Source organism: Robertmurraya sp. GLU-23, from assembly GCF_052983275.1.
The window spans coordinates 25,840-46,003 of record NZ_JBRKCV010000005.1 but is presented as its reverse complement, the minus strand read 5'-3'; the positions used below and the strand labels follow the sequence as shown (position 1 = coordinate 46,003).

General features: G+C 32.2%; 18 protein-coding genes. 14 read left to right on the top strand and 4 right to left on the bottom strand.

The features are described 5' to 3' along the window. Positions 1–327: 327 nt before the first annotated feature. The 8 genes from ACVBAX_RS10560 (at position 328) to ACVBAX_RS10525 (ending at position 7,189) form a co-directional block, all read left to right on the top strand. Positions 328–696: a hypothetical protein gene (locus tag ACVBAX_RS10560; RefSeq protein WP_447117008.1), complete on the top strand. Its 369-nt coding sequence runs from the start codon at positions 328–330 to the stop codon at positions 694–696. A gap of 160 nt (positions 697–856) precedes the next feature. Next, a complete protein-coding gene (locus ACVBAX_RS10555) occupies positions 857–1,258 on the top strand; it encodes a hypothetical protein (RefSeq protein WP_447117007.1) in 402 nt (133 codons plus the stop codon). Between the two features lie 102 nt (positions 1,259–1,360). After that, positions 1,361–1,840 (top strand): crossover junction endodeoxyribonuclease RuvC, encoded by a 480-nt coding sequence (locus ACVBAX_RS10550; protein ID WP_447117006.1) that lies wholly within the window; start codon positions 1,361–1,363, stop codon positions 1,838–1,840. 92 nt (positions 1,841–1,932) lie between these two features. Next, positions 1,933–2,358, top strand: coding sequence for a hypothetical protein (locus ACVBAX_RS10545; protein WP_447117005.1), 426 nt, complete (start codon positions 1,933–1,935; stop codon positions 2,356–2,358). Between the two features lie 566 nt (positions 2,359–2,924). After that, positions 2,925–3,425 carry a hypothetical protein gene (locus ACVBAX_RS10540; RefSeq protein ID WP_447117004.1) on the top strand — a complete coding sequence of 167 codons (501 nt, stop codon included), beginning with the start codon at positions 2,925–2,927 and terminating at the stop codon, positions 3,423–3,425. Between the two features lie 670 nt (positions 3,426–4,095). Then, a complete protein-coding gene (locus ACVBAX_RS10535) occupies positions 4,096–4,323 on the top strand; it encodes a hypothetical protein (protein WP_447117003.1) in 228 nt (75 codons plus the stop codon). Positions 4,324–4,784: 461 nt separating this feature from the next. Next, a complete protein-coding gene (locus tag ACVBAX_RS10530) occupies positions 4,785–6,155 on the top strand; it encodes an IS1182 family transposase (RefSeq protein WP_447117002.1) in 1,371 nt (456 codons plus the stop codon). Positions 6,156–6,922: 767 nt separating this feature from the next. Beyond that, complete coding sequence (locus ACVBAX_RS10525) at positions 6,923–7,189, top strand: DUF5655 domain-containing protein (protein ID WP_447117001.1); 267 nt, start codon at positions 6,923–6,925, stop codon at positions 7,187–7,189. A gap of 704 nt (positions 7,190–7,893) precedes the next feature. On the opposite strand, the gene ACVBAX_RS10520 is transcribed toward ACVBAX_RS10525, so the two are convergent. After that, positions 7,894–9,018, bottom strand: a complete 1,125-nt coding sequence (locus ACVBAX_RS10520) for a histidine kinase N-terminal domain-containing protein (protein WP_447117000.1) — start codon at positions 9,016–9,018, stop codon at positions 7,894–7,896. 175 nt (positions 9,019–9,193) lie between these two features. Between ACVBAX_RS10520 and ACVBAX_RS10515 the strand changes: the two genes are divergently transcribed. Then, the gene (locus tag ACVBAX_RS10515) at positions 9,194–9,652 is read left to right on the top strand and encodes a CBS domain-containing protein (protein WP_447116999.1); all 459 of its coding nucleotides are present in this window, start codon (positions 9,194–9,196) and stop codon (positions 9,650–9,652) included. Positions 9,653–9,692: 40 nt separating this feature from the next. Here ACVBAX_RS10515 and ACVBAX_RS10510 read toward each other — a convergent pair whose 3' ends face one another. The 3 genes from ACVBAX_RS10510 to ACVBAX_RS10500 form a co-directional block, all read right to left on the bottom strand. After that, positions 9,693–11,318: an MDR family MFS transporter gene (locus ACVBAX_RS10510; protein WP_447116998.1), complete on the bottom strand. Its 1,626-nt coding sequence runs from the start codon at positions 11,316–11,318 to the stop codon at positions 9,693–9,695. A gap of 113 nt (positions 11,319–11,431) precedes the next feature. After that, positions 11,432–11,845: a MarR family winged helix-turn-helix transcriptional regulator gene (locus ACVBAX_RS10505; RefSeq protein WP_447116997.1), complete on the bottom strand. Its 414-nt coding sequence runs from the start codon at positions 11,843–11,845 to the stop codon at positions 11,432–11,434. Positions 11,846–11,861: 16 nt separating this feature from the next. Then, positions 11,862–12,518 (bottom strand): GTP pyrophosphokinase, encoded by a 657-nt coding sequence (locus ACVBAX_RS10500; RefSeq protein WP_447116996.1) that lies wholly within the window; start codon positions 12,516–12,518, stop codon positions 11,862–11,864. Between the two features lie 158 nt (positions 12,519–12,676). Here ACVBAX_RS10500 and ACVBAX_RS10495 point away from each other — a divergent pair, with 158 nt between their 5' ends. From ACVBAX_RS10495 to ACVBAX_RS10475, 5 genes are all read left to right on the top strand, one after another. Beyond that, entirely contained in the window at positions 12,677–13,132 is a 456-nt protein-coding gene (locus ACVBAX_RS10495; RefSeq protein WP_447116995.1) for a MarR family winged helix-turn-helix transcriptional regulator, read from the top strand. Then, a complete protein-coding gene (locus ACVBAX_RS10490) occupies positions 13,129–16,230 on the top strand; it encodes an efflux RND transporter permease subunit (protein ID WP_447116994.1) in 3,102 nt (1,033 codons plus the stop codon). Before ACVBAX_RS10495 ends, ACVBAX_RS10490 begins: the two co-directional genes overlap by 4 nt. Positions 16,231–16,378: 148 nt before the next feature. Beyond that, positions 16,379–16,816, top strand: a complete 438-nt coding sequence (locus ACVBAX_RS10485) for a MarR family winged helix-turn-helix transcriptional regulator (protein WP_447116993.1) — start codon at positions 16,379–16,381, stop codon at positions 16,814–16,816. After that, the gene (locus ACVBAX_RS10480; protein WP_447116992.1) at positions 16,813–19,251 is read left to right on the top strand and encodes an efflux RND transporter permease subunit; all 2,439 of its coding nucleotides are present in this window, start codon (positions 16,813–16,815) and stop codon (positions 19,249–19,251) included. Before ACVBAX_RS10485 ends, ACVBAX_RS10480 begins: the two co-directional genes overlap by 4 nt. 581 nt (positions 19,252–19,832) lie before the next feature. Then, complete coding sequence (locus tag ACVBAX_RS10475; RefSeq protein ID WP_447116991.1) at positions 19,833–20,156, top strand: hypothetical protein; 324 nt, start codon at positions 19,833–19,835, stop codon at positions 20,154–20,156. The last annotated feature ends 8 nt before the right edge of the window (positions 20,157–20,164 follow it).

Genomic DNA, 20,164 nt, shown 5'->3' with positions numbered 1-20,164 from the left:
TTTAAAAGCTGAGTTCTTCTTCCAGCAATAAGGGATGAGCCTATAGAACCGACTTTTTCTTTTGAAAAAGTTAAAAGTGTATGTAATAGGGAATAGTCCTTAAATTTTCCGTTTAAGAAAATATTCTATTTAAGAGAGTAAATTATTTCGGTTAATTTTGGTTCGATTGTTGAGACAGTAGGTATTAATTGTTATAAGCTGGTTCATTGCCTATGATTAATCGGTTCGAATAAAGTTACAATTCTTTTTTTAAAAAATAAAGGTTAGAACGTATATGTGTGTAAATGAATATATGTAAAGACTTTACAAAAGAAAGGATTGAATTTAATGGCTAGCAAGGGAAAACAAAAGAAATTGGATTTTGTGAAGGCAATTCACGATGATTATACTTTTATTATCGCCAAGCATCCCCGTTACGGATGGATGCACCATAGCGAAGAGAAGTATATATATTTTTTGTATATTACCCGCTCACAGAAGAGATTTGTAGACAACCGTACAGCTAATGTCGGTGAATACAATATTTTATGTTTTCAAAATTTCTATTCTTCATATGAGAATCTCATGAATGTTATTGAACCAGTATTGAGTGAATATATACTGGATAACAAGAAATTATTTCAAATAGCAATGTTATGTGAGGAACTTATAGAAACTAACGAAGATCCACTCCATAAAAAAGCAAGTGGAGAATGATATCTCGGCAAGGATTGTGTCCTTGCTCTTTTTTTGTTTCTTTTTAATTATGTCTATAAATATCTATCTGGATAAAAAAATAATAAAGGATTTTCTTTCCCAAGAAAGAAGTAGCAAGTATGGGAAACCATTTGAGAGTTAACGAAGGGAGAGGAGATGAATGGATAAGTTTGAATATAGTGTACAAGATTTAATAAGAATTAATGAACTATTTAATCATGCAGCAAGTGTTATGTTCCATAACTTAAATAAATTTGTCTACATTGAAATCATTGATAATGAGGGTGAAAAGAATTCTTTTACTCTGACTAAAAGAGATTTTAAGGCAATTCAGACTGATTTTTTTATAAGTGTACTTAACAATATTATTGTAGACGGCTTGGATGATGAGTTAATCATGGGTGTTAAATTAAATCCTAATGTTGATAATTTTCCAGTTGAAATAATATTTACTTATCAAAATGAAATTCATGAAAGGTACTTTTGTAATTTTAAGGAATTAGGTTTTATTTATAACTCATTGAAAAAGCAAAAATCAGGCATAGGTAGAATACTTGATTGAGAAGAATACATAGATAGATTTTTGATTATTCACCAATGACAGGGCCTTCACCGACAAGAAAAATAATTAAAATGTTGGTGTCTATGTTAGGAGGTGCTGCATATGCAATCAACAAAAGCAGTGAATTCCCCCACAATTATGGCAATAGATGCTTCTTTAACATCCTCCGGTATTGCCATTACAAAATTAAATAAAGAAATTGTTATGCTCCATACAATCAAGACTACTGCTAACATGCCCATTCATCAACGAATTCTCTTTGTATATATAAATTTAGAAACAATAATTGAAGACTACCAAGTTAAAGTTGTTTTAATGGAAAGTAACTATACTGGTGGAAGTAAGGAAGTAAATTGGATTATTGGGATAATCTATTTAATCGCTGCAAAGAGAGGGATAGAAGTAGGGACTTACGCTCCTGCTTCTATAAAAAAGGCTGTTACAGGGAATGGAAGAGCAAGCAAGAATGAGATTAAAATTGCCATACAAAGTATCTATGGGGATTTAAAAACAAATGAGCATGTTCGTGATGCATTGGGAATCATTCACTGTTATTTTGCAAAGAAGGTTGAAACAATATGAAAAATTAAAATGAAAAAGAACCGTATAAAGAGGAGACATCGCGTTTGCTCTTTTTTTCTTTTGTAAATAATATCAATTAGGGAGTGATTAACTTGTATAAACACGATATACACAAAGGATTTACATATTTATTTTTCTTTATGATTACAATAGTAATTCTTATACCAACTGTTCCAATTTCATTTCATGTTGACCAGTATACATATATGAATGCTTTAATCTTTTCTATAATTGGCTCAGTTTGTTTTAGCGAAATTTATTTAGCATTACATGAATCAATCAAAGATAGAGGATTTCTTGCTAGTTTTGTACGATACCTATTTATTCTACCTGTTTTTGCAATTAACACCTCCATAGTCCTATTGGGAAACTGGTTTGCACTTCAACACAAAATTGTAGGTACATTAAATTTTACATGGTTTACAGTTGTAGGTGGTTTAATATGGCTAATTAGTTTCCATACGGCAAAGTTAGTGCCAAACCTTCCAGCAATGGTGTTTAAGAAAAAGGAGCAATAATCTCGTCCCTTATTTTGTAATCAAAACCTAATGGATAATTGCTTTTACAAAACTCACATGGACCTGACTACATCATTAGATCGACGTATAATAATAGAATACCAATAAATTTACAAGATTAGGGGGCGTTCAATATAGAGCTACTTATACCAAATAAAAAGACGAGGCTGAATACTCATTTATTTCATTTCTTATGTAGAATATTTGTTATTTCTTTGTTTGCTCCTTTGTCCTTACAATTCTGGGAAAACAGTGTTATGGTATATTTAATCATTGCATACTTAACTATGCAAGTAGGTGGATTTATTTATAAGCGAATGTACGTTCCAACATATCTATACTTGGTCAATGAGAAATATAATAACAATGGAATGCCACCAATATTATCTTGGATTATGCTCACGCTCATATTATTTGTCTCATTAGTGTCCGGGGTGATACTTTTCTTTCAAGGGAATAGAGTATTTTCTACTTTTTTTATGCCATTTTTTTTCTTTATGGGGGCATTCTGCTGGAACTTAGTAATATATTCTGTCTTGGCATCATTAAGAGAGAGGTGAGTCAAGTTGCATAATATAAACGAAAAGGATATTAATACTAATTTAAGGATTATTTCTGTACTATTTGTTTGGTCTATAATTTTTTGTTCAATTTCTTCAGTTGTGCTATACCCTATAAATTATTTAACATTAAAACTTGACCCAACCTACTATTTTTTATCCTTTGCTGCAGTATTCATTAGTAGTGGTGTTCTATTTCACCGATTCTATTTATATCTGTATGATCATGTTGTAATCTTAGCAAAATATCAAAACGAAAAATTTTGGAATACGATTGCTATTATTATGTTTAACTTAACAGGAGCATTTGCTGGATTCCTAATTTACTTGTTTACTGATAATCCCATATTTGGAGGGTTTACAGTTTTGGTTTATTTATACGGTTCTTTAAGTTGGTACATTCCTCTAAAGTATATTAGAAAGGAACTTAAAGAAAAAAGGGAAAGGAAATATAATACTATATTTATTGACGAGAATGGAAATAAACGTCTCTATTTCAAAGTTTAAATATTTGTAATTCTAGTTATAAAAGAATAATGATAATCAGCCGGTAAGAACCATTAATAATGATTATTATAAGAGGGAACAGAGGGAAAAACTGATAATATTTTTTAAAATAAAAGAAGGTAATTCTCTGAAAATGTTGAAATAAATAGTGTCAGGATAAATCATTCCCCTTAGATTCTTCTGGCAATGTCCTCTGATTCTTTTGCCGCTTTCTTGTGTTTACTTCTTTTTTGATTTGTAATAATAATACACAAAAGATCAAATGGTTTTGTTAACTATTTGGTCTTTTCTTATTTTTAGAAGAAAAATGTTTGATTTCATGTATTTTAAATTTAGTAAAAATTTATTAACGAAAAAAATAAATTAAATATCCGAAAAAAATCCATACAATAGCATAATATTAAATGTTTACTATCAAGGAAAATGAAAGAAAACGAACAAATAAGCATTACAATAACATTTATTAAATTTGACTGTTTTTGGCTATAATCAACAGCTTTCGGCTGTTTTTAGGGATTAATAATTTTAGGGGAAATGTAAATTTTCGGTTCCTCAATGAACTTTCTTTTGAATTTTAAATGACTAATCACTTTTAAAATAAAGGTTTTTTTGAAAAGAAATATAAAGAACAGGTATAAAAAAACTTTTATGATAGAGAGGGATTTTCTAAATGACAAATGAATTAGACGTATTGGTAGATAGTATTGATCGCATTGCAAATGGCTGTATTATTGCAGTAGCAATCTTTTTTGTAATCACTTTGATTAAGTTTTTCATTTTTAATAAGTTAAAAGATAATTTACCAGAACAAATGGCAAAAAAAATTGTGACAATACTAGAGTGGACAAGTTTAATGACATTCAACATTGGAATAATGTGGGCTATTTTGAATAACTAAACAATTTTTAACAACTATTATTAAAAAGGAACTGAAAATCCTCCAAATAAAGGTTTATCTCCTTTAATGTAAAACATTACATTAAAGTATAACAGAAAGAAGGGAAAGGCAATGTGCAAATTAAAGAATACTAGGTATTGGATACAAAAATGATAGCGTGGTCTTAGCTAGGTCTAACCAGTATAATGTTGGCGTTGTTAAAAATAATAGAAACTTAGAAAATCTTAAAAGGTGGTAAAAGAGAGGTTATATCAAAAAGGTTACTAAACAAAGTCTGTATAATAAATTTCTAATGTCAGTTGTTCCCGATTAATTTCTAAAGCAAAGAGTATTGGTTAAAGCATATAAGACCATTCAAAAACAAAAAAAAGACTCAAAAGGGGCTGTTGACAAACTAATAGGATTTCCTTGAACCTGTGTAGAATTTATTCTACATAGGTTTTTTTATTGGGGGAATAAATATGATGGGTCGTAAAGATGATTATCAAAGTAAACTGGAGTTCATTGATTTGAATGTTTTTGTTCCTTCAAATCATATTCTTCGTCAAATTAACCAGAAGATAGATTTCTCTTTTATATATGACAAAATGGAAAATTATTACTCGAAGCTTGGTAGAAAATCACTTGATCCAGTCCTTTTATTTAAGATGCTTTTAATTGGGTATCTATTTAATATTGATTCAGAACGCGAACTTGAACAAGAAGTTAATTTAAATATTGCCTATCGCTGGTTTTTAGGCTTGGATTTAACTGATAAAGTACCCGATCATTCGACGTTTAGTCAGAACCGTCGCAGAAGATTTAAGGATAGTACCGTTACCCAAGAAATTTTTGATTACATTGTTAAGCTCTGCATAGTAAAAGGCATAGTTACTGGAGAAGTTGTTGTTTCAGATTCTACCCATATAAAAGCTAGTGCTGCAAAAGGTAAAATTGAAAAGGTAGTTGTGGAAAAGACCACTTCACAATATTTAAATACTCTTGAAGAAGAAGCCAAAAAGATTGAGAAAGAGTTAGAGGAGAAAAGGTTGGAGTCAGGTAAAAAGAAACGAGGCAGGAAACCTACGGTTTCAGATACTGAAACTAAATCTGTTGTAAAGACTGACCCTGATTCTGGGTTATTAAGTCGACCAGGTAAGCCATCTGGACCTCACTATCTGGCACACACAAGTATTGATACAGAAAACGGAATCATAGTAGACATTCATCCAAGTGCTGGCAATCTTAATGATTGTGAGCCCTTTATAGAGAGATTAAAAGTAATACAAGATAAGTTTAACCTAGATATTAATTGTGTGGGGGCTGACCGAGGTTATGATACAGCTCCAATTCATCATGGATTGAAAACATTAGAAATTACAGGTTATATAAGTCCCATTCAGTATGATACAGCTTATAAAACAACTTCTCATAAAGAATTTACCTATAACAATGAAACCGATACCTATACTTGTCAAAATCATAAGGAGCTTTGTTTTACTCATTTAAGTAGTTCAAATGGACAGTATTACAAAACATATTCAGCAAAAACTAAAGACTGTAAAGTCTGCCCTTATCGAGAACAATGCTTTGGAAAAACAGCCACTAAAAGAACCATCTCTAGACCAATAGCTCATGAACTTTTAGAAGGAAATATTCAAAGATCAAAAACAGATACCTATAAATTGGTTCAAAAATTACGAAGAGTTTGGTGCGAGGGTTCCTTTGGAACCATGAAATTACATCACAACTTATATAAAACATATAAAAGAGGCATTCAAAAAATTCTTGAACAATGCCTCTATTCGGCGTTGGCATTAAATCTAAAACGAATGGTAAAAGTGATGAATTAGGCAGTAAAACAAGAGAAACAGACCTAAAAAAATGAATAAAAAAACAAAGTGGGAATAGAGATGAACTCTATTCCCACTTTGTCAACAGCCCCAAAATGAGTCTTTTTTTAAGGATTCAGTTTCAGTTGTTTTTGCAATAAAAAAAGTTTGTTGCAGGGAAACCGTTACATGTTAAGAGAAGTAAGTAACTCGAAGGAATCTCACCGACTTAGAACGATGTAAAAGTCGCTAAAGCCATCGAGAAGTTGGTCATGTAAGCTGAATCTACGAACCCACAAGGTGTTTATGCAGAACTCCGTGTGGCAATGGCAAAAAAATACGTGATCTCCTAACTGATAACCTTTAAACGTGCAAAGATAGTTGGGAATGAAAAGCAGCATTACAATTTTTAAGGCTAGGAGCCTAACAAACCTAAGAATTGACCAATTTCTCTATAAGTGTGTAGTCAATGAGCTATAAGTCTTTTTGCTTCAAACCCCAATTTTCCTTACAAGATAAATCCAATCAGACTAGTGAGCTTAAACTGTAAAATAACAATCTATAAAACACTGTGTATACTGAAAAAAACGCGAGTTTTCACTTTGTTTATTGAGGGAGTGTTAGTTGAATGAAGATAATGGTAAAATGATGTAAAAAGAGGCAAAATAAAGGTAATACAAATTATTATGTTAAGGTTGAAAGTAGGAGATGGCGATTTGTCAGATAATGAATTATTCTCAAATAAGGCATTTATTGTTTATGAAGTATATTAAAAAATACTCGATTTATTGAAAGAAATAGGACCTTTTGAAATTGGGTTTAAAAAGACTTCTATCCATCTTTTAAATAAATCTTCCTTTGGAGGAGTTCATCCAAAAAAGAAATGGTTAGATTTTAATTTAGTAACAAACCATCAAATTGAACACGAGAAGATTACAAAAATTGAACAAGTTTCTAAAAACAGGTTTCACAATTACTTTAGATTTCATAGTGAAGAAGAACTAGATCAAAAGTTTTTAATTCTTTTAAAAGAATCATATCAATTGATAAGTTAGTTAGAGAAAGCATATTTATTATCAATGAACAGCATTTTCTCAGGAATTATATCAGGTCTAATATTTGGTTTATTATCAGTACTACTAATGCTCCCATGAAATTTGAAGATTAACGTATTGCTATTATTGGTTCATTTATTAATCCTTTTATGATAGGTTTCTTAATATTTGTAACTGTTCTTCCTATTTATGGTTGGACAAAAGGAATTTTGATATGGTTTTTAATTAGCATACCAGACGCACTTATTACAATAGCCTATATACCAATCATTAGCTTAGGAGTAATAGGAGGAGCTATTATTGGAGGCTTTATTGGCTAAGGTAGTTGGAGGGGCTATCGGTAATCTCATTTAACTGGAAAAAGGTTATGCCTTTATCTGATTCAAGCAACTGCAGCAATCCTGTAATGCAAAAATAGGAGGTTTGAACATAAAAAAGCCCCATGATAAAATACGATGCTCCGAAGCTTGGCGGCAAATAGGACATAAATATTAATAGCAAGAGGCTATTTAAAGTAATGATAACCAAAATGAAAAGATTGCTCAAATTACTTCTAGGACATTAATTATAGTTGTAATTTAGGTAAAAACAAGCATTTGGCAAGAGCAAAATATAAAATAAACATTCAGGTAGTCTAACTCAAAAATATAAAACTCCATGTCTGAAGTGGATAAATAATTCACTTAAATGTAATATAGGAAAATTTACTGTACTATACTTATATTAAAAGTAGTCCATTTTGCATTGGAACTGCATTCAATAGTACCATTATATTTTTCAATTATTTGCTTGCAAATAAACAGCCCGATTCCAGTTCCGTTTTCTTTTGATGTGAAAAATGGCTCAAAAATAAGTTTCATTTTATCTTCAGGTATTTGGGGACCATTATTAGAAATGGATAAAACTGCTTCGTTATCGATTTTTTCTAAACTGATATGTACTTTTCTATTCTGTTGAATCATTGGAAAAGCCTCGAATGAATTGATTAGTATATTAGATAAAACCTGTTTCATTTCTTCTTTTTTCACGAATAGATAAACATCATTATCAGGTTTTACAAAATCAATATCAATATTTAGATCAACTATTCTTGGGTATAGGAAATCGATGATTTCTTGTAAAAGGTTTATATAAGATGTTTTTGTTTTTTCTCCTGTTTCATGAGAATCGACTTTTGATGTTAATAAAAATTGAGAAATGCGAAAACTTAATTCATTTAATTCATGTTGAATAATATCTAAGTATTTAATATTTTGATTTTCAGATTTTAAAAGTTGGATAAAGCCAATAATGGAAGTTAATGGATTACGAAATTCATGGATAAAGCTTGATGAAATTTGTCCAAGTAATCTAAGCTTATCAGAGTGATTTTGACTATTAACACTTTGTTGCTCTGTAATTTCGTTTATTAATAATTGATTGTATTTTTCAACTAAAAGATAGGCAAAGGTATCAAAAAAAATATTGATTTTTTTGATAAGAGGGGTTAATTCAATAATTGAGTCACTAACCAAGTAAAGGTTTTCAATTACAATAGAGCGACCTAGATTAAAATTATGTAAAAATGAATCGATACCAATCTTCGCTGCCATTCTTTCTTTTGAAATTTTAAGGCATACTTCCTCCATTTCAAGCAGATCTGTTTCACATTTGATTGATTCAACCAACAACACATATAAACGATTGAAATTTTCAGGAATTTCATCTGCAAAAGGATAATTTTCACTAATTTTTATACCTGCTAGCCACTCTTTGTACAATTTACTCAAATGATTAGTTAATATATCACAAAAACATGATTCTATACTATTCGACCCCTTAGTACCCATCTATCTCTTTCCCACCTACGTTAATTTAAAAAATTATCAAGTACCAAACTTATCCCTTATAAACAACTATTCTATATTACTAGTAAAAAATATTTAAACACATTAAATATTAATGTTGTATAATATTATAATAAAGAAAATTATGTTTGTAAATAGAGGGGTTGAGGTGGCATATATGAAAGCTCGTGACATTATGATAAAAGAAGTTTTGAAAGTGAAGGATGATTCAACGGTTAAAAATGTTCTTGAAATTTTTTCAACCCATAAAATCAGTGGTTTGCCAGTAGTTAATGATCGAAATGAGACAATTGGTTATATTAGTGATGGTGATATTATGCGTTGGATAGGTAAAAAAGAACCTGTTTTTATTGACTTATTCTTTGTAAATGCAGTTTTTCTAGATCAGGAAAGCTTAGAATCGAAATTTGACAGACTAGTAATGGCAAATGTGATGGATGTAGCAAAGAAAAAGATCATTGTTGTTGAAGAAGATGAGGAGATTGAGAAAGTTGCCACCATTTTGGGTAACAAAAAGATTAAAAAGGTTCCTGTTCATAGAAATGGTGTATTAAGAGGCATAATAAGCAGAGGAGATATTATCAGATATGTTACTAAAGAATTTTTAAAGAATTAAAAAATGCTGCTAACCAAAAGGGAGCAGCATTTTTCATACATTAATGTGACTTCACGGTTTTAACTTTTGTTTCAGCTTTTTCAGAGCTAGCATTATTGGATTGTCTTAAAGGTATTTCTTTTAAGAAAAATGTTAATAGAAAACCAGTTCCAATAACAATTGCACCTACTAAAAATACACCACTCAGTGAATAACTTAACGCTTCTCTCAACATATCAACAAGTTGTGTGAAAAGAGTTTGCATTTGTTCTGGTAAAGATGCTTGAATTTGATCTAATTTATCAGGGTCCATTAAAACTTGTGGATTTTGAAGTTCTTTTAAACTTCCTGCAAGGGCAGGGTCAGTGTTTGTCATACTGCCCATATCTACCCCAGATTCCTTTGCTAAGCTTTCCATTTTGTCTTGCATTCGGGTGCTCATAATCGTTCCCATGATGGCTACACCAACTGTTCCACCGATTTGACGGAATAATTGAGAAGAAGCAGTAGCTACACCCAAAAACTTTTGTTCAACAGCATTTTGCACCGTTAAAGTGAAAATAGGGAAAGCAATACCCAATCCTACACCTACAATAATCATATTCATGACTGCAATTGTGTTTGTTGTACTCGTATCCATGAATGACATTGAAACCATTCCAGATGCCATTACTAACAAACCAACTAATGCAAATACTTTATATTTCCCTGTTTTGGTGATGAATTGACCGCCAATTGCACTTGCTATCACCATACTCAATGTCATCGGCATCATGACTAGACCTGAAGCTGTCGCCGATGTTCCGATAACCCCCTGAATAAAGAATGGCATATACATGATGGCACCAAACATACCAGCCCCAAGAATGAAACCAATCACATTTGAAACTGTAAAAATATTATTTTTGAACAAATCTAGTGGTAAAACAGGACTTTTAACTTTTCTTTCAATAATAATAAAAACAATCAATGAAAGAATGGTTGCTGAAAATAGTCCCAAAATTTGAGCTGAATTCCATTCATATTCTGTTCCTCCCCATGAAAAAGCAAGGAGCAACGGGATAATTGTTAGAGTTAAGAATAAAGAACCAAAGTAATCAACAGGTTCTTTGGCTTGTCGTTCAACTGCTGGAAACATCATCCAAATTAGGATGAATGCAATAATACCAAAGGGTAAAAATACCCAGAAAACCCAATGCCAGTCTGCGTTATCAACAATCCAGCCACCAAGTGTCGGACCAAAAACACTTGCTAAACCAAACACAGCACTCATTATTCCTTGCCAGCGTCCACGTTCACGAGGTGAAAACAAATCTCCAACAGCTGTAAATGCTGTGGACATAATCATACCTCCACCGAATCCTTGAATCCCCCGAAATATGATAAGTTGAATAATCGTATTAGAAAGTCCTGACAAGAAGGAACCTACGATGAAAATACCTATTCCCACAAGAATAAAGGGTTTACGCCCATAAATATCTGATAGTTTCCCAACTAAAATGGCGGTGATACTAGACGCTAGCATATAAATCGTGAATACCCAGCTAAAATATTCCATACCACCTAGTTCAGCAATGATTCGTGGTAAAGCTGTGCCAACAATAGTTTGATTTAAAGCAGCAAATAACATAGCAGCCATGATGGCGATCATGATGGTTATTTTTTTTCGTTGTTCAAGATGTTCCAAAATTAATCCCCCAATTCTTTGTATTTAACAAAGTTAATACTTAACTTTGTTAAATATATATCATAATAAATAAATTTTCAACATCCTAAAACGGTAATAAATGGTGATATTCCTTATTCTAATTTTTTTACCAAGCTTAAAAACAAATTCAATTCTTCATCAGAAAATGGATCAAATCTTGATCGCATGTAGTTTGTTTTAATAATTTCTAACTCACCAATTACTTCTTTTCCTTCTTCGGTTATATCGATTTTGACAACTCTTCGATCATTCTCAGAACGTACTCTTGTTACAAAACCTTTCTGAACTAATGAATCGCTGACTGAAGTGATGTGACTTGCTGAGACATTTAATTCGCTTGAAATATCAGATACTCTTTTAGGACCACACTCTAATAGGAGCTTTATTACAATAAATTCATTACTTGATAAATTGTCTCCTAAAAGATTGTTTATATCATGTCTAAATTTTCGAAAAACTGTTCTAAATGATTTTTCTAATTTGTATATCGTCTCTTGACGATTCATCTATCTCTCTCCATTCTTAATTGGGCATTAAAATGTCATTTAGGCTAGAATTTATTTGTTTAATTTCATCATGCACGGTTTTCATCTTTCGATCTAAATCTCTTACCAAATCTGCTGCTTCTTTTAGATCAGCTTTTAAATATTCTGGAATTTCTTTTTCATATTTATAAAAGATTTTGTGTTCTGTACTTGCCCAAAAGTCCATGGCAAGGGTACGAATTTGAATTTCAGCTTTCATATGTTTCGTGCCATTACTTAGAAATACTGGTTTTTCAACAATTAAATGGAAACTTTGATATCCATTGGGCTTTGGATTCTTGATATAATCTTTAACTTCAATAATTTTCAGATCTTTATGCTTTGAAATCAATTCATAAATATAATAGATATCTGAAACGAAACTGCAAATGATGCGAATTCCAGCTATGTCATTCAAATGAGTTTCAGATGTTCTGAAGTTAACAGGCAACCCTTTTCGCTTTAATTTTTCAATAATGCTGTCTGGGGTTTTTAGTCTTACTTTTACATGCTCAATTGGGTCGTAATTGACCATATACTTTGCCTCTTCTTTTAAAATGTTAATTTTAGTTTGTATCTCATCTAACGCAAATTTATATGGGAGTAGGAATGTCGTCCAGTGTAAAAATTCCGAATTATCCTTAATACTCTTCATAAAACAATTTAACCTCCATAATATTTAACTATATTAACTAATGGAGATTATAGAGAAATAAGCAGGGCTTGTCAAACCAAAATTAAATTGACAAAAACATTTCATGTGATATATATTTAAACGCGTGAAATATTTTTTTGCTAATTGAGGTGATTATTTTGGAACATGTAGAACTAGAAAAATATATTAGTAGGCTCCAACAATCTTTTTATTCAACAATGAAAAAATTGGGTCCAGCGTTATCCGAACATCTAGAGGAAGGACTAACGAGTGAACAATTTTTTATCCTTAAATTACTCAATAATAAAAGCTGCTTTACAGCATCAAAGCTGGCTGAGGAATTTGGGGTAAAACCCAGTGCGATTACAGCCATGGTTGATCGTATGTTAAAGAATGATTTTGTAACTAGAGAGAGGGATGAAAAAGACCGAAGAGTGGTCTATATTAGAATTTCGGAAAAAGGAAAAATTGTCTTCAGCAAATCGGAAAATAAACGTAATCAAATTATGGAGAGATATATGTCGCAATTAGACCCGATCGATCTCGAAAACTTGGTTATAGGAATTGAAAAACTTGCAGCAATTGTTCAAGAAACAGAGGAGGAATCAACATGAATTTACCCAAATTAGCCGTTAAAAGACCCGTAACAACGATTATGATGATGCTATTGGTTTTATTATTAGGAGTTGTTTCATTAACAGGCTTAAAAATGGATTTAATGCCAAATATTAATCCACCTGTTATCGCTGTTATGACAACTTACCCTGGTGCAGGACCAGAAGAAGTAGCTGAAATGGTCTCAAAACCTATCGAAGAATCGGTTGGAACGAGTCAAGGACTTGAAATGATGCAATCAAGAAGCAGTTCAAATGCTTCATTAGTAATAGCTCAATATGAATGGGGAACAGATATATCTGAAGTAAGGGAAGATTTAAGCACAAAATTAGCTCGTTTGCCCCTTGCCGATGGAATTGATAAACCGATGATTATCAAATTTGACCCAACGATGATGCCAATCATTCAGTTCACCGTATCTAACGGGAAGGGGCTTGAGAAAGTCCAAGAGTTAGTAGAGGAAGAACTTGTTCCAACACTTCAAAATATTGATGGTGTTGCCAATGTTAGTGTTACAGGTGGATTTGATGAGGAGATCTCCGTCAAGTTAGACCAAGACTTAATGAAAAATAATAAATTGACCCAAGAACAAATCATACAGCTTATCCAAGGAAATAACTTAACATTCCCTGGTGGTGTGGTTGAAAATGAAGATGAAAAACTTAGCTTAAGAGTTTTAGGGAAAATAGATGAAATTGAAGCATTAAAATTATTACCTGTCAGTGTAACCAATGAAATGGAAGTTGTTACTTTGGGGGAGATAGCTGAAATTGGTCTTGCCAAAAAGGATACCACTTCTATTGCAAGAACCAATTCTAAAGAAAGTCTCTTAGTAAGCATTCAAAAAGATGGTTCCGCTAATACTGCTGAAGTAAGTCAAAATGTTCGAGAAAAATTAGATAAACTTCAAAAAGAGCATAAGAATTTAGAGTTTACGATTTCTTCCGATCAAGGAGAAATCATTGAAAAATCTGTATCGAACGTTACATCGGCTTTGCTATTTGGTGCGATTTTTGCCATTGTTATTATTTTTGTATTCTTACGTTCACCCGTTTCGACCTTAATCATTGGAATTGCGATTCCATTTTCAGTAGTTGCTACTTTTGTATTAATGTATTTTTCAGGAATGTCTTTAAATATTATGTCTCTGGGCGGCTTAGCACTTGGTGTAGGTATGCTTGTTGATAATGCCATTGTCGTAATTGAAAATATTTATCGCCATTTATCCTTTGAAAAAACGAGAAAACAAGCAGCGATTGATGGTGCTAAAGAGGTAGCAAGTGCTATCACTTCTTCGACATTAACAACACTAGCGGTATTTTTACCAATTATCTTTGTTGGTGGTCTTGTTGGTGACTTATTTAAGGAATTATCACTAACTGTTACATTCTCGCTTGTTGCATCATTAGTTGTAGCTTTAACAGTAGTACCAACTTTAGCTGGACTGCTATTAAAAGAAGGGAAAGTAAAACCACAAAAAGAAAATCGATTTTACAAAAAAATTATTACATGGGCTCTCTCTCATCGTTTTGCTACTCTTGGCTTAGCTTTAATCATTCTAGCTGGTTCTGTTGCATTGGTTCCTAAAGTTGGAACAGAATTAATGCCAACTCAAGATGAAGGGATGTTTACAATTGATGTTAAACTTCCAGAAGGTTCAACGTTTGATAAAACAGTTGAAGTAATTAAGACGATTGAAGATGAAGCACTAAATCAAAGTGAAGTTGATATTGTAACATCAACGATTGGAAATGATGATCCGCTTCAAGCCTCTGTATTGGGTTCATCCGAGAACAAAGGAACAGTTACGGTGAAGCTGATTGATAGTGAAAATCGTTCAAAAAAGACTGAAAGAGTCATGAATGATGTTGAAGATAACCTTAAAGATCAGTTTGAAAATGTTGATTTAACATTTAACCTATCCAATTCTATGCAAGCAATGAGTGGTCGCCCAAATAGTATTGAAATTTTGATTTCAGGGGATGACAAAACAAAGGTCCGTGAATACACTAATGAATTAACTGAAAAATTGGATGAACTCGAATCGATTACTAATATTACCGACAGCATAGATACTGCAAAACCTGAATACCAATTAAGAGTCAATAAAGAACAAGCATTTAAATATGGATTAACAACCTATCAGGTTGCTTCCTATGTGAACAGCCAACTTCAAGGTGAAGTTGCAACAAAAATAAGTGATAACGGTATCGAAACAGATGTTAGAGTGTCAGTTGCAGGTGTTAAAAATTCAAAAGAAGCAATTGAGGCATTAAAGATCCCAACACCGCTGGGAACTGAGGTTGCTGTAAAGGATATAGCTGAAGTGGTCCGAGATAATGGACCTGTTACCGTTGTGAGGGAAAATCAAAAAGAAGTAGTAACCATTACTGCTTCCTTTGAAGGAAAAGATATGGGTACTGTTTCACAAGAAGTACAAAAAGAAATTGATTCAATGGTGGATGATCTTGAGATTGATGAAGATCAATATAGTGTGAAAATGACTGGCGGAACAGAAATGATGGACGATGCGTTCAGTAGTTTACAATTAGCGATGATTTTAGCGATAGTCTTTGTTTACATGATTATGGCTAGCCAATTTGAATCACTTGTTCATCCATTAATCATCATGTTTGCACTACCATTATCTATCACTGGAGTCATTCTTGGATTATTATTAACCGATTATGCATTTGGAATGACAGCGTTTATCGGAATCATTATTCTGGTTGGTATAGTCGTAAATAATGCAATCGTTTATATTGATTATACAAACCAATTACGAAAAGATGGCATGATTGTTCGTGATGCATTAATAACAGCTGGTGTTACTCGATTAAGACCAATTGTTATGACTGCTTTAACAACAATGTTAGGACTATTACCATTAGCAATAGGAGCAGGAGAAGGTTCAGAAATTCAAGCACCTATGGCAGTTGCCGTTATTGGAGGACTGTTTACTTCTACCCTTCTAACACTTGTAGTCATACCAGTAATTTACAGCCTGGTTGAAAGTGGTAAGGGTTTACGAAAAAAGTGGAAATTAGCATTAGAAAAATTAAAAGAAGCAGAAGAGGAAATTGAAGGTAAAATGTAATTAGTGAAGCTGGCACACGCATTATGGTTGTGCCAGCTTTTTTGTTATAAATATAAAGGTATAATACCTTTAAAATGAAAATGTTTGAAAAGTAAATAGTTTAATTTTTAAACTTTTTTTGATAAAATACTTTTCGGGAGGTTTTTATATGGAATATAAGAATATAGATTATGAAAAAATTGATTATCTGATTTCACATTTAATTAGAAGTCTTGGGAAGGAAACGCAAGAAATATTTGAGGAAATAACAATCCCTCAATTTGTTGTCCTTCAGACCATATCCAAAACAAAAAAATGCAATTTAAAAGATATTGTCGATGAACTGGGCAATACAACAGGGGCTACATCATTATTAATCGATAAAATGACAAAATTAGGTTATGTTGTGCGTGAAAGAGACGATAACGACAGACGACTTATTTGGCTAACTTTCTCAGAAAAAGGAAAAAAACTTTACGAACAAATTACAGAGAAAAGAAATGAAGTCTTAGAAAGTTATTTTAGTAAATGGACAGAACAAGAGACACAATTAGTCATGAAATTATTAGACAAAGCATTAGGAGAAAAGGGGGAAGATAATAAATGAAATTGTTTTTTTCAAGAATTAGTAAATGGACTACTGAAAAATCAGTTTTATCAATACTTTTTATTTCAATAATGACAATCGTTATGGTGATTGGAGCTACAAAAATTGAGGTAAAGACAGGGCAGGATATGATGATTCCAGCCGATGACCCTGTTTTTCAAGATAACCTTCGTTTTCAAGAAGAATTTGGCGGCGAATCGATTTTTGTGCTGTTAACGGGGGATAAGGAAGACATTCTTTCATCAATGGATGAAATAAACAATGTCCAAAATGATTTAAATAATAACCCTTTAATTGATAGTGTATTTAGTCCTTCTTCAATTGTTGAATTGGCAGCTGATAAGGCTCAAGAACAGAAAAAAGCATTTGAAGAACAAATTAATCAGGCAGTTGAACAAGCCATAAATAAAGCAGTACAACAAGCACAACAACAAGGTGCTTCACAAGAAGTTCAGGCGAAAGTAGCCGAAGAAACAAAATTAAAAGTAATGCAACAGATAGAAGCCCAATACGGAGCACAAATGAAACAAATGGAACAAATGGGTGAGCCTTCTTTATCGAATGAAACCTTTGTAAAAACAGTTCTCTTTGATAAAGATGAGAATGTCCAAGAAATCGCAACTAAGCTGCTCCCTAAAAATGGTGAACATGCCGTTATTGTGATCAAACTTGCTGGAAATCTAACCATGGATGAAATGAATCAAGCAGTAGTTGATGTAGAAAATCTTTTCAAAGAAAAAGAGATAAATGGTTTAGAATCTCTTGTCTCTGGAACACCGAAACTGACACAAGCAATTCAAGATAGCATGACGAAAGATATGTCAGTTATGCTTGGTTTGTCTGTTGTACTGATGCTTCTAATTTTATTAATTGTTTTCCCTGTGAGATGGCGATTATTATCATTGCCAATCGTACTTCTTGGAATTGTTTGGACATTTGGTACAATGGGGTATTTAGGCATTCCGTTAAGTATGGTTACGATGGCAATCCTTCCAATTTTAATTGGGCTTGGTGTGGACTTTGCTATTCAATTCCACAACCGATATGATGAAGAGTTTACGAAAACAGGGAATGCAAAGGAAGCTATTTTTTCTTCCATTAAACACATGGGTCCTGCGGTAGGTATCGCAGTAATAACAATGGCAGCTGGATTCATTACTTTACTGGTTTCTAAAGTCCCAATGATACAAGATTTCGGTAAGATGTTGTCCATTGGAGTTTTTATCGTATATATAGTTGAATTGGTTTTAATGTTTGCTATTCTAAATCTTCGTGATAAAAAGCAAGTTCACATTGTAAAAATACAAAGTTCATCAAGGATTGAATCAGCTCTTGGTTGGTTGGCTAAGAAAGTGGTGTCAAACCCTATTGTTATTTTGCTTTTAGCGATAGGGTTATCTATTGGAGGTATTACTTTTGAAGATAATTTGAAAGTAGAAACGGATATAGAAAAACTTATGCCACAAGATTCACCAGCACTGATGAGTTTAAATGAAATTCGTGACACAATTGGCTCCACTATGGAAATAAATTTTATGGTGGAAGCTGAGGATGTTACAAATCCAGAAGTGCTTCAATGGATGAAGGAGTTTGAGGAACAACAGATACAAAAACATGATGCAATTGAATCATCAACAAGTATTGCATCTGGAATTGCGATGATGAATGAGGGGCAGTTACCTTCAGATGATGTAATAAACAAATCAATTGATGCTTTACCAGAAGTTATGAAATCATCTATGATAACAAAAAATAAGAAGATGGCTTCGATCGCTTTTAGCGTAAAAAACATGGGATTGGTAGAACAAAAAGAATTAATCGAAGCCATTGAAAATGAGCTTCAACCACCAAAAGGTGTGGAAGTAACGTCAACAGGTATGATGGTTCTTGCAGTAAAAAGCATTAGCACTTTGACTGATAATCGTCACTTTTCAACGATGTTAGGAATTGGTGCAGTAGCATTAAGTTTACTTGTACTTTATCGTCGTCCAAAACAAGCCTTATATCCAATTCTTCCAATTACACTTGTAATCGGCTGGTCTTCAGCAATTATGTATTTCCTAGATGTTGCAATTAATCCCTTAACTGCTGTTCTGAGTGCATTAATTTTAGGTATTGGAACAGAGTTTACCATTCTCCTGATGGAAAGATACCAGGAAGAAAGGGAAAAAGGTGCAGCTTCTCAAGAAGCTATGATTACTGCTATGACCAAAATTGGGCGGGCGATTACTGCATCAGCACTAACCGTGATCGGTGGATTTAGTACGCTTATCTTTTCCGATTTCTTAATGTTAAAAGCATTTGGGATTACGACTGTTATCGATACACTTTTTTGTTTAATTAGTACCCTATTGGTATTACCTTCAATTATTATTCTTTTTGAAAAAATGTTTGGGAAAAAAGTAAATACTCAAACTGAACCAAACAGTAATTAATAAATAGTCTAATGTCATAAAACACTGCCAATTTAATTAAAATTGGCAGTGTTTCTTTAAGGAAATGTTATAAAATAAACGAATGACAATGCCTACTTTTACTACAACAATTAGAAACCAATGTATTAATGTTTCCTATCTAAAAGCAATATCATTGGTCAACAGATTAATCTGTTACACTGTCCCAGGATAATATGAAATAGAAGATTATAGTTCACGAACTGGCATGATTGTGCAAAGTCAAAAGCCTAATTCCTCGGTAAAAATGAGAGGATTAGGCTTTTTTAATATAATTTCTTAAAAATTCTACTGGTAAATTCCTTGACGATATTTAGTGAATTCTGTGGTAACTAAAGGTACAAAACATGGCAGAGGTGGTACATTTTTGTGGCTGTATTCATTAGTTAAATCATTGGGTTTGGAGAATGTGTTACCAAATTTTTTCTATTTATGAGTAGTACAGAAATCATTTCAAGTTGGCGATTAATTAGATGATAAAACCTTTAATGAAAATTAAGACTTGAAGATGATTAGATTCGCGTTAATATAGTAAGTACTATTAAACTAGTTGGGGTGATTACTTGTTTTTAGGGGTAGTATTTGATTTAAAAAAGTATAATCAATACGCTGAAAGTATTAAAATACATGGAGATTTATTTTATAAAAAGACAATGGTCATATGTCTAAATGATGTTTCGCTATTGAATGAGTTTCTTAATATGGAAAAAGAAATCAATAATTATCAAAGAGTAATAATCTATGATTATGAAGAGTTTAGAGATCTTAAAAATTTTAAGATCTTCGAAAATACTTGTACCAAGCACAGACTAGAGTTCAGTATTTTACAACAGGATTTGCATTCAGATGTTCCAGTTGAGTTGGGGTATATGTTACAGGTAATTTGATTCAAATA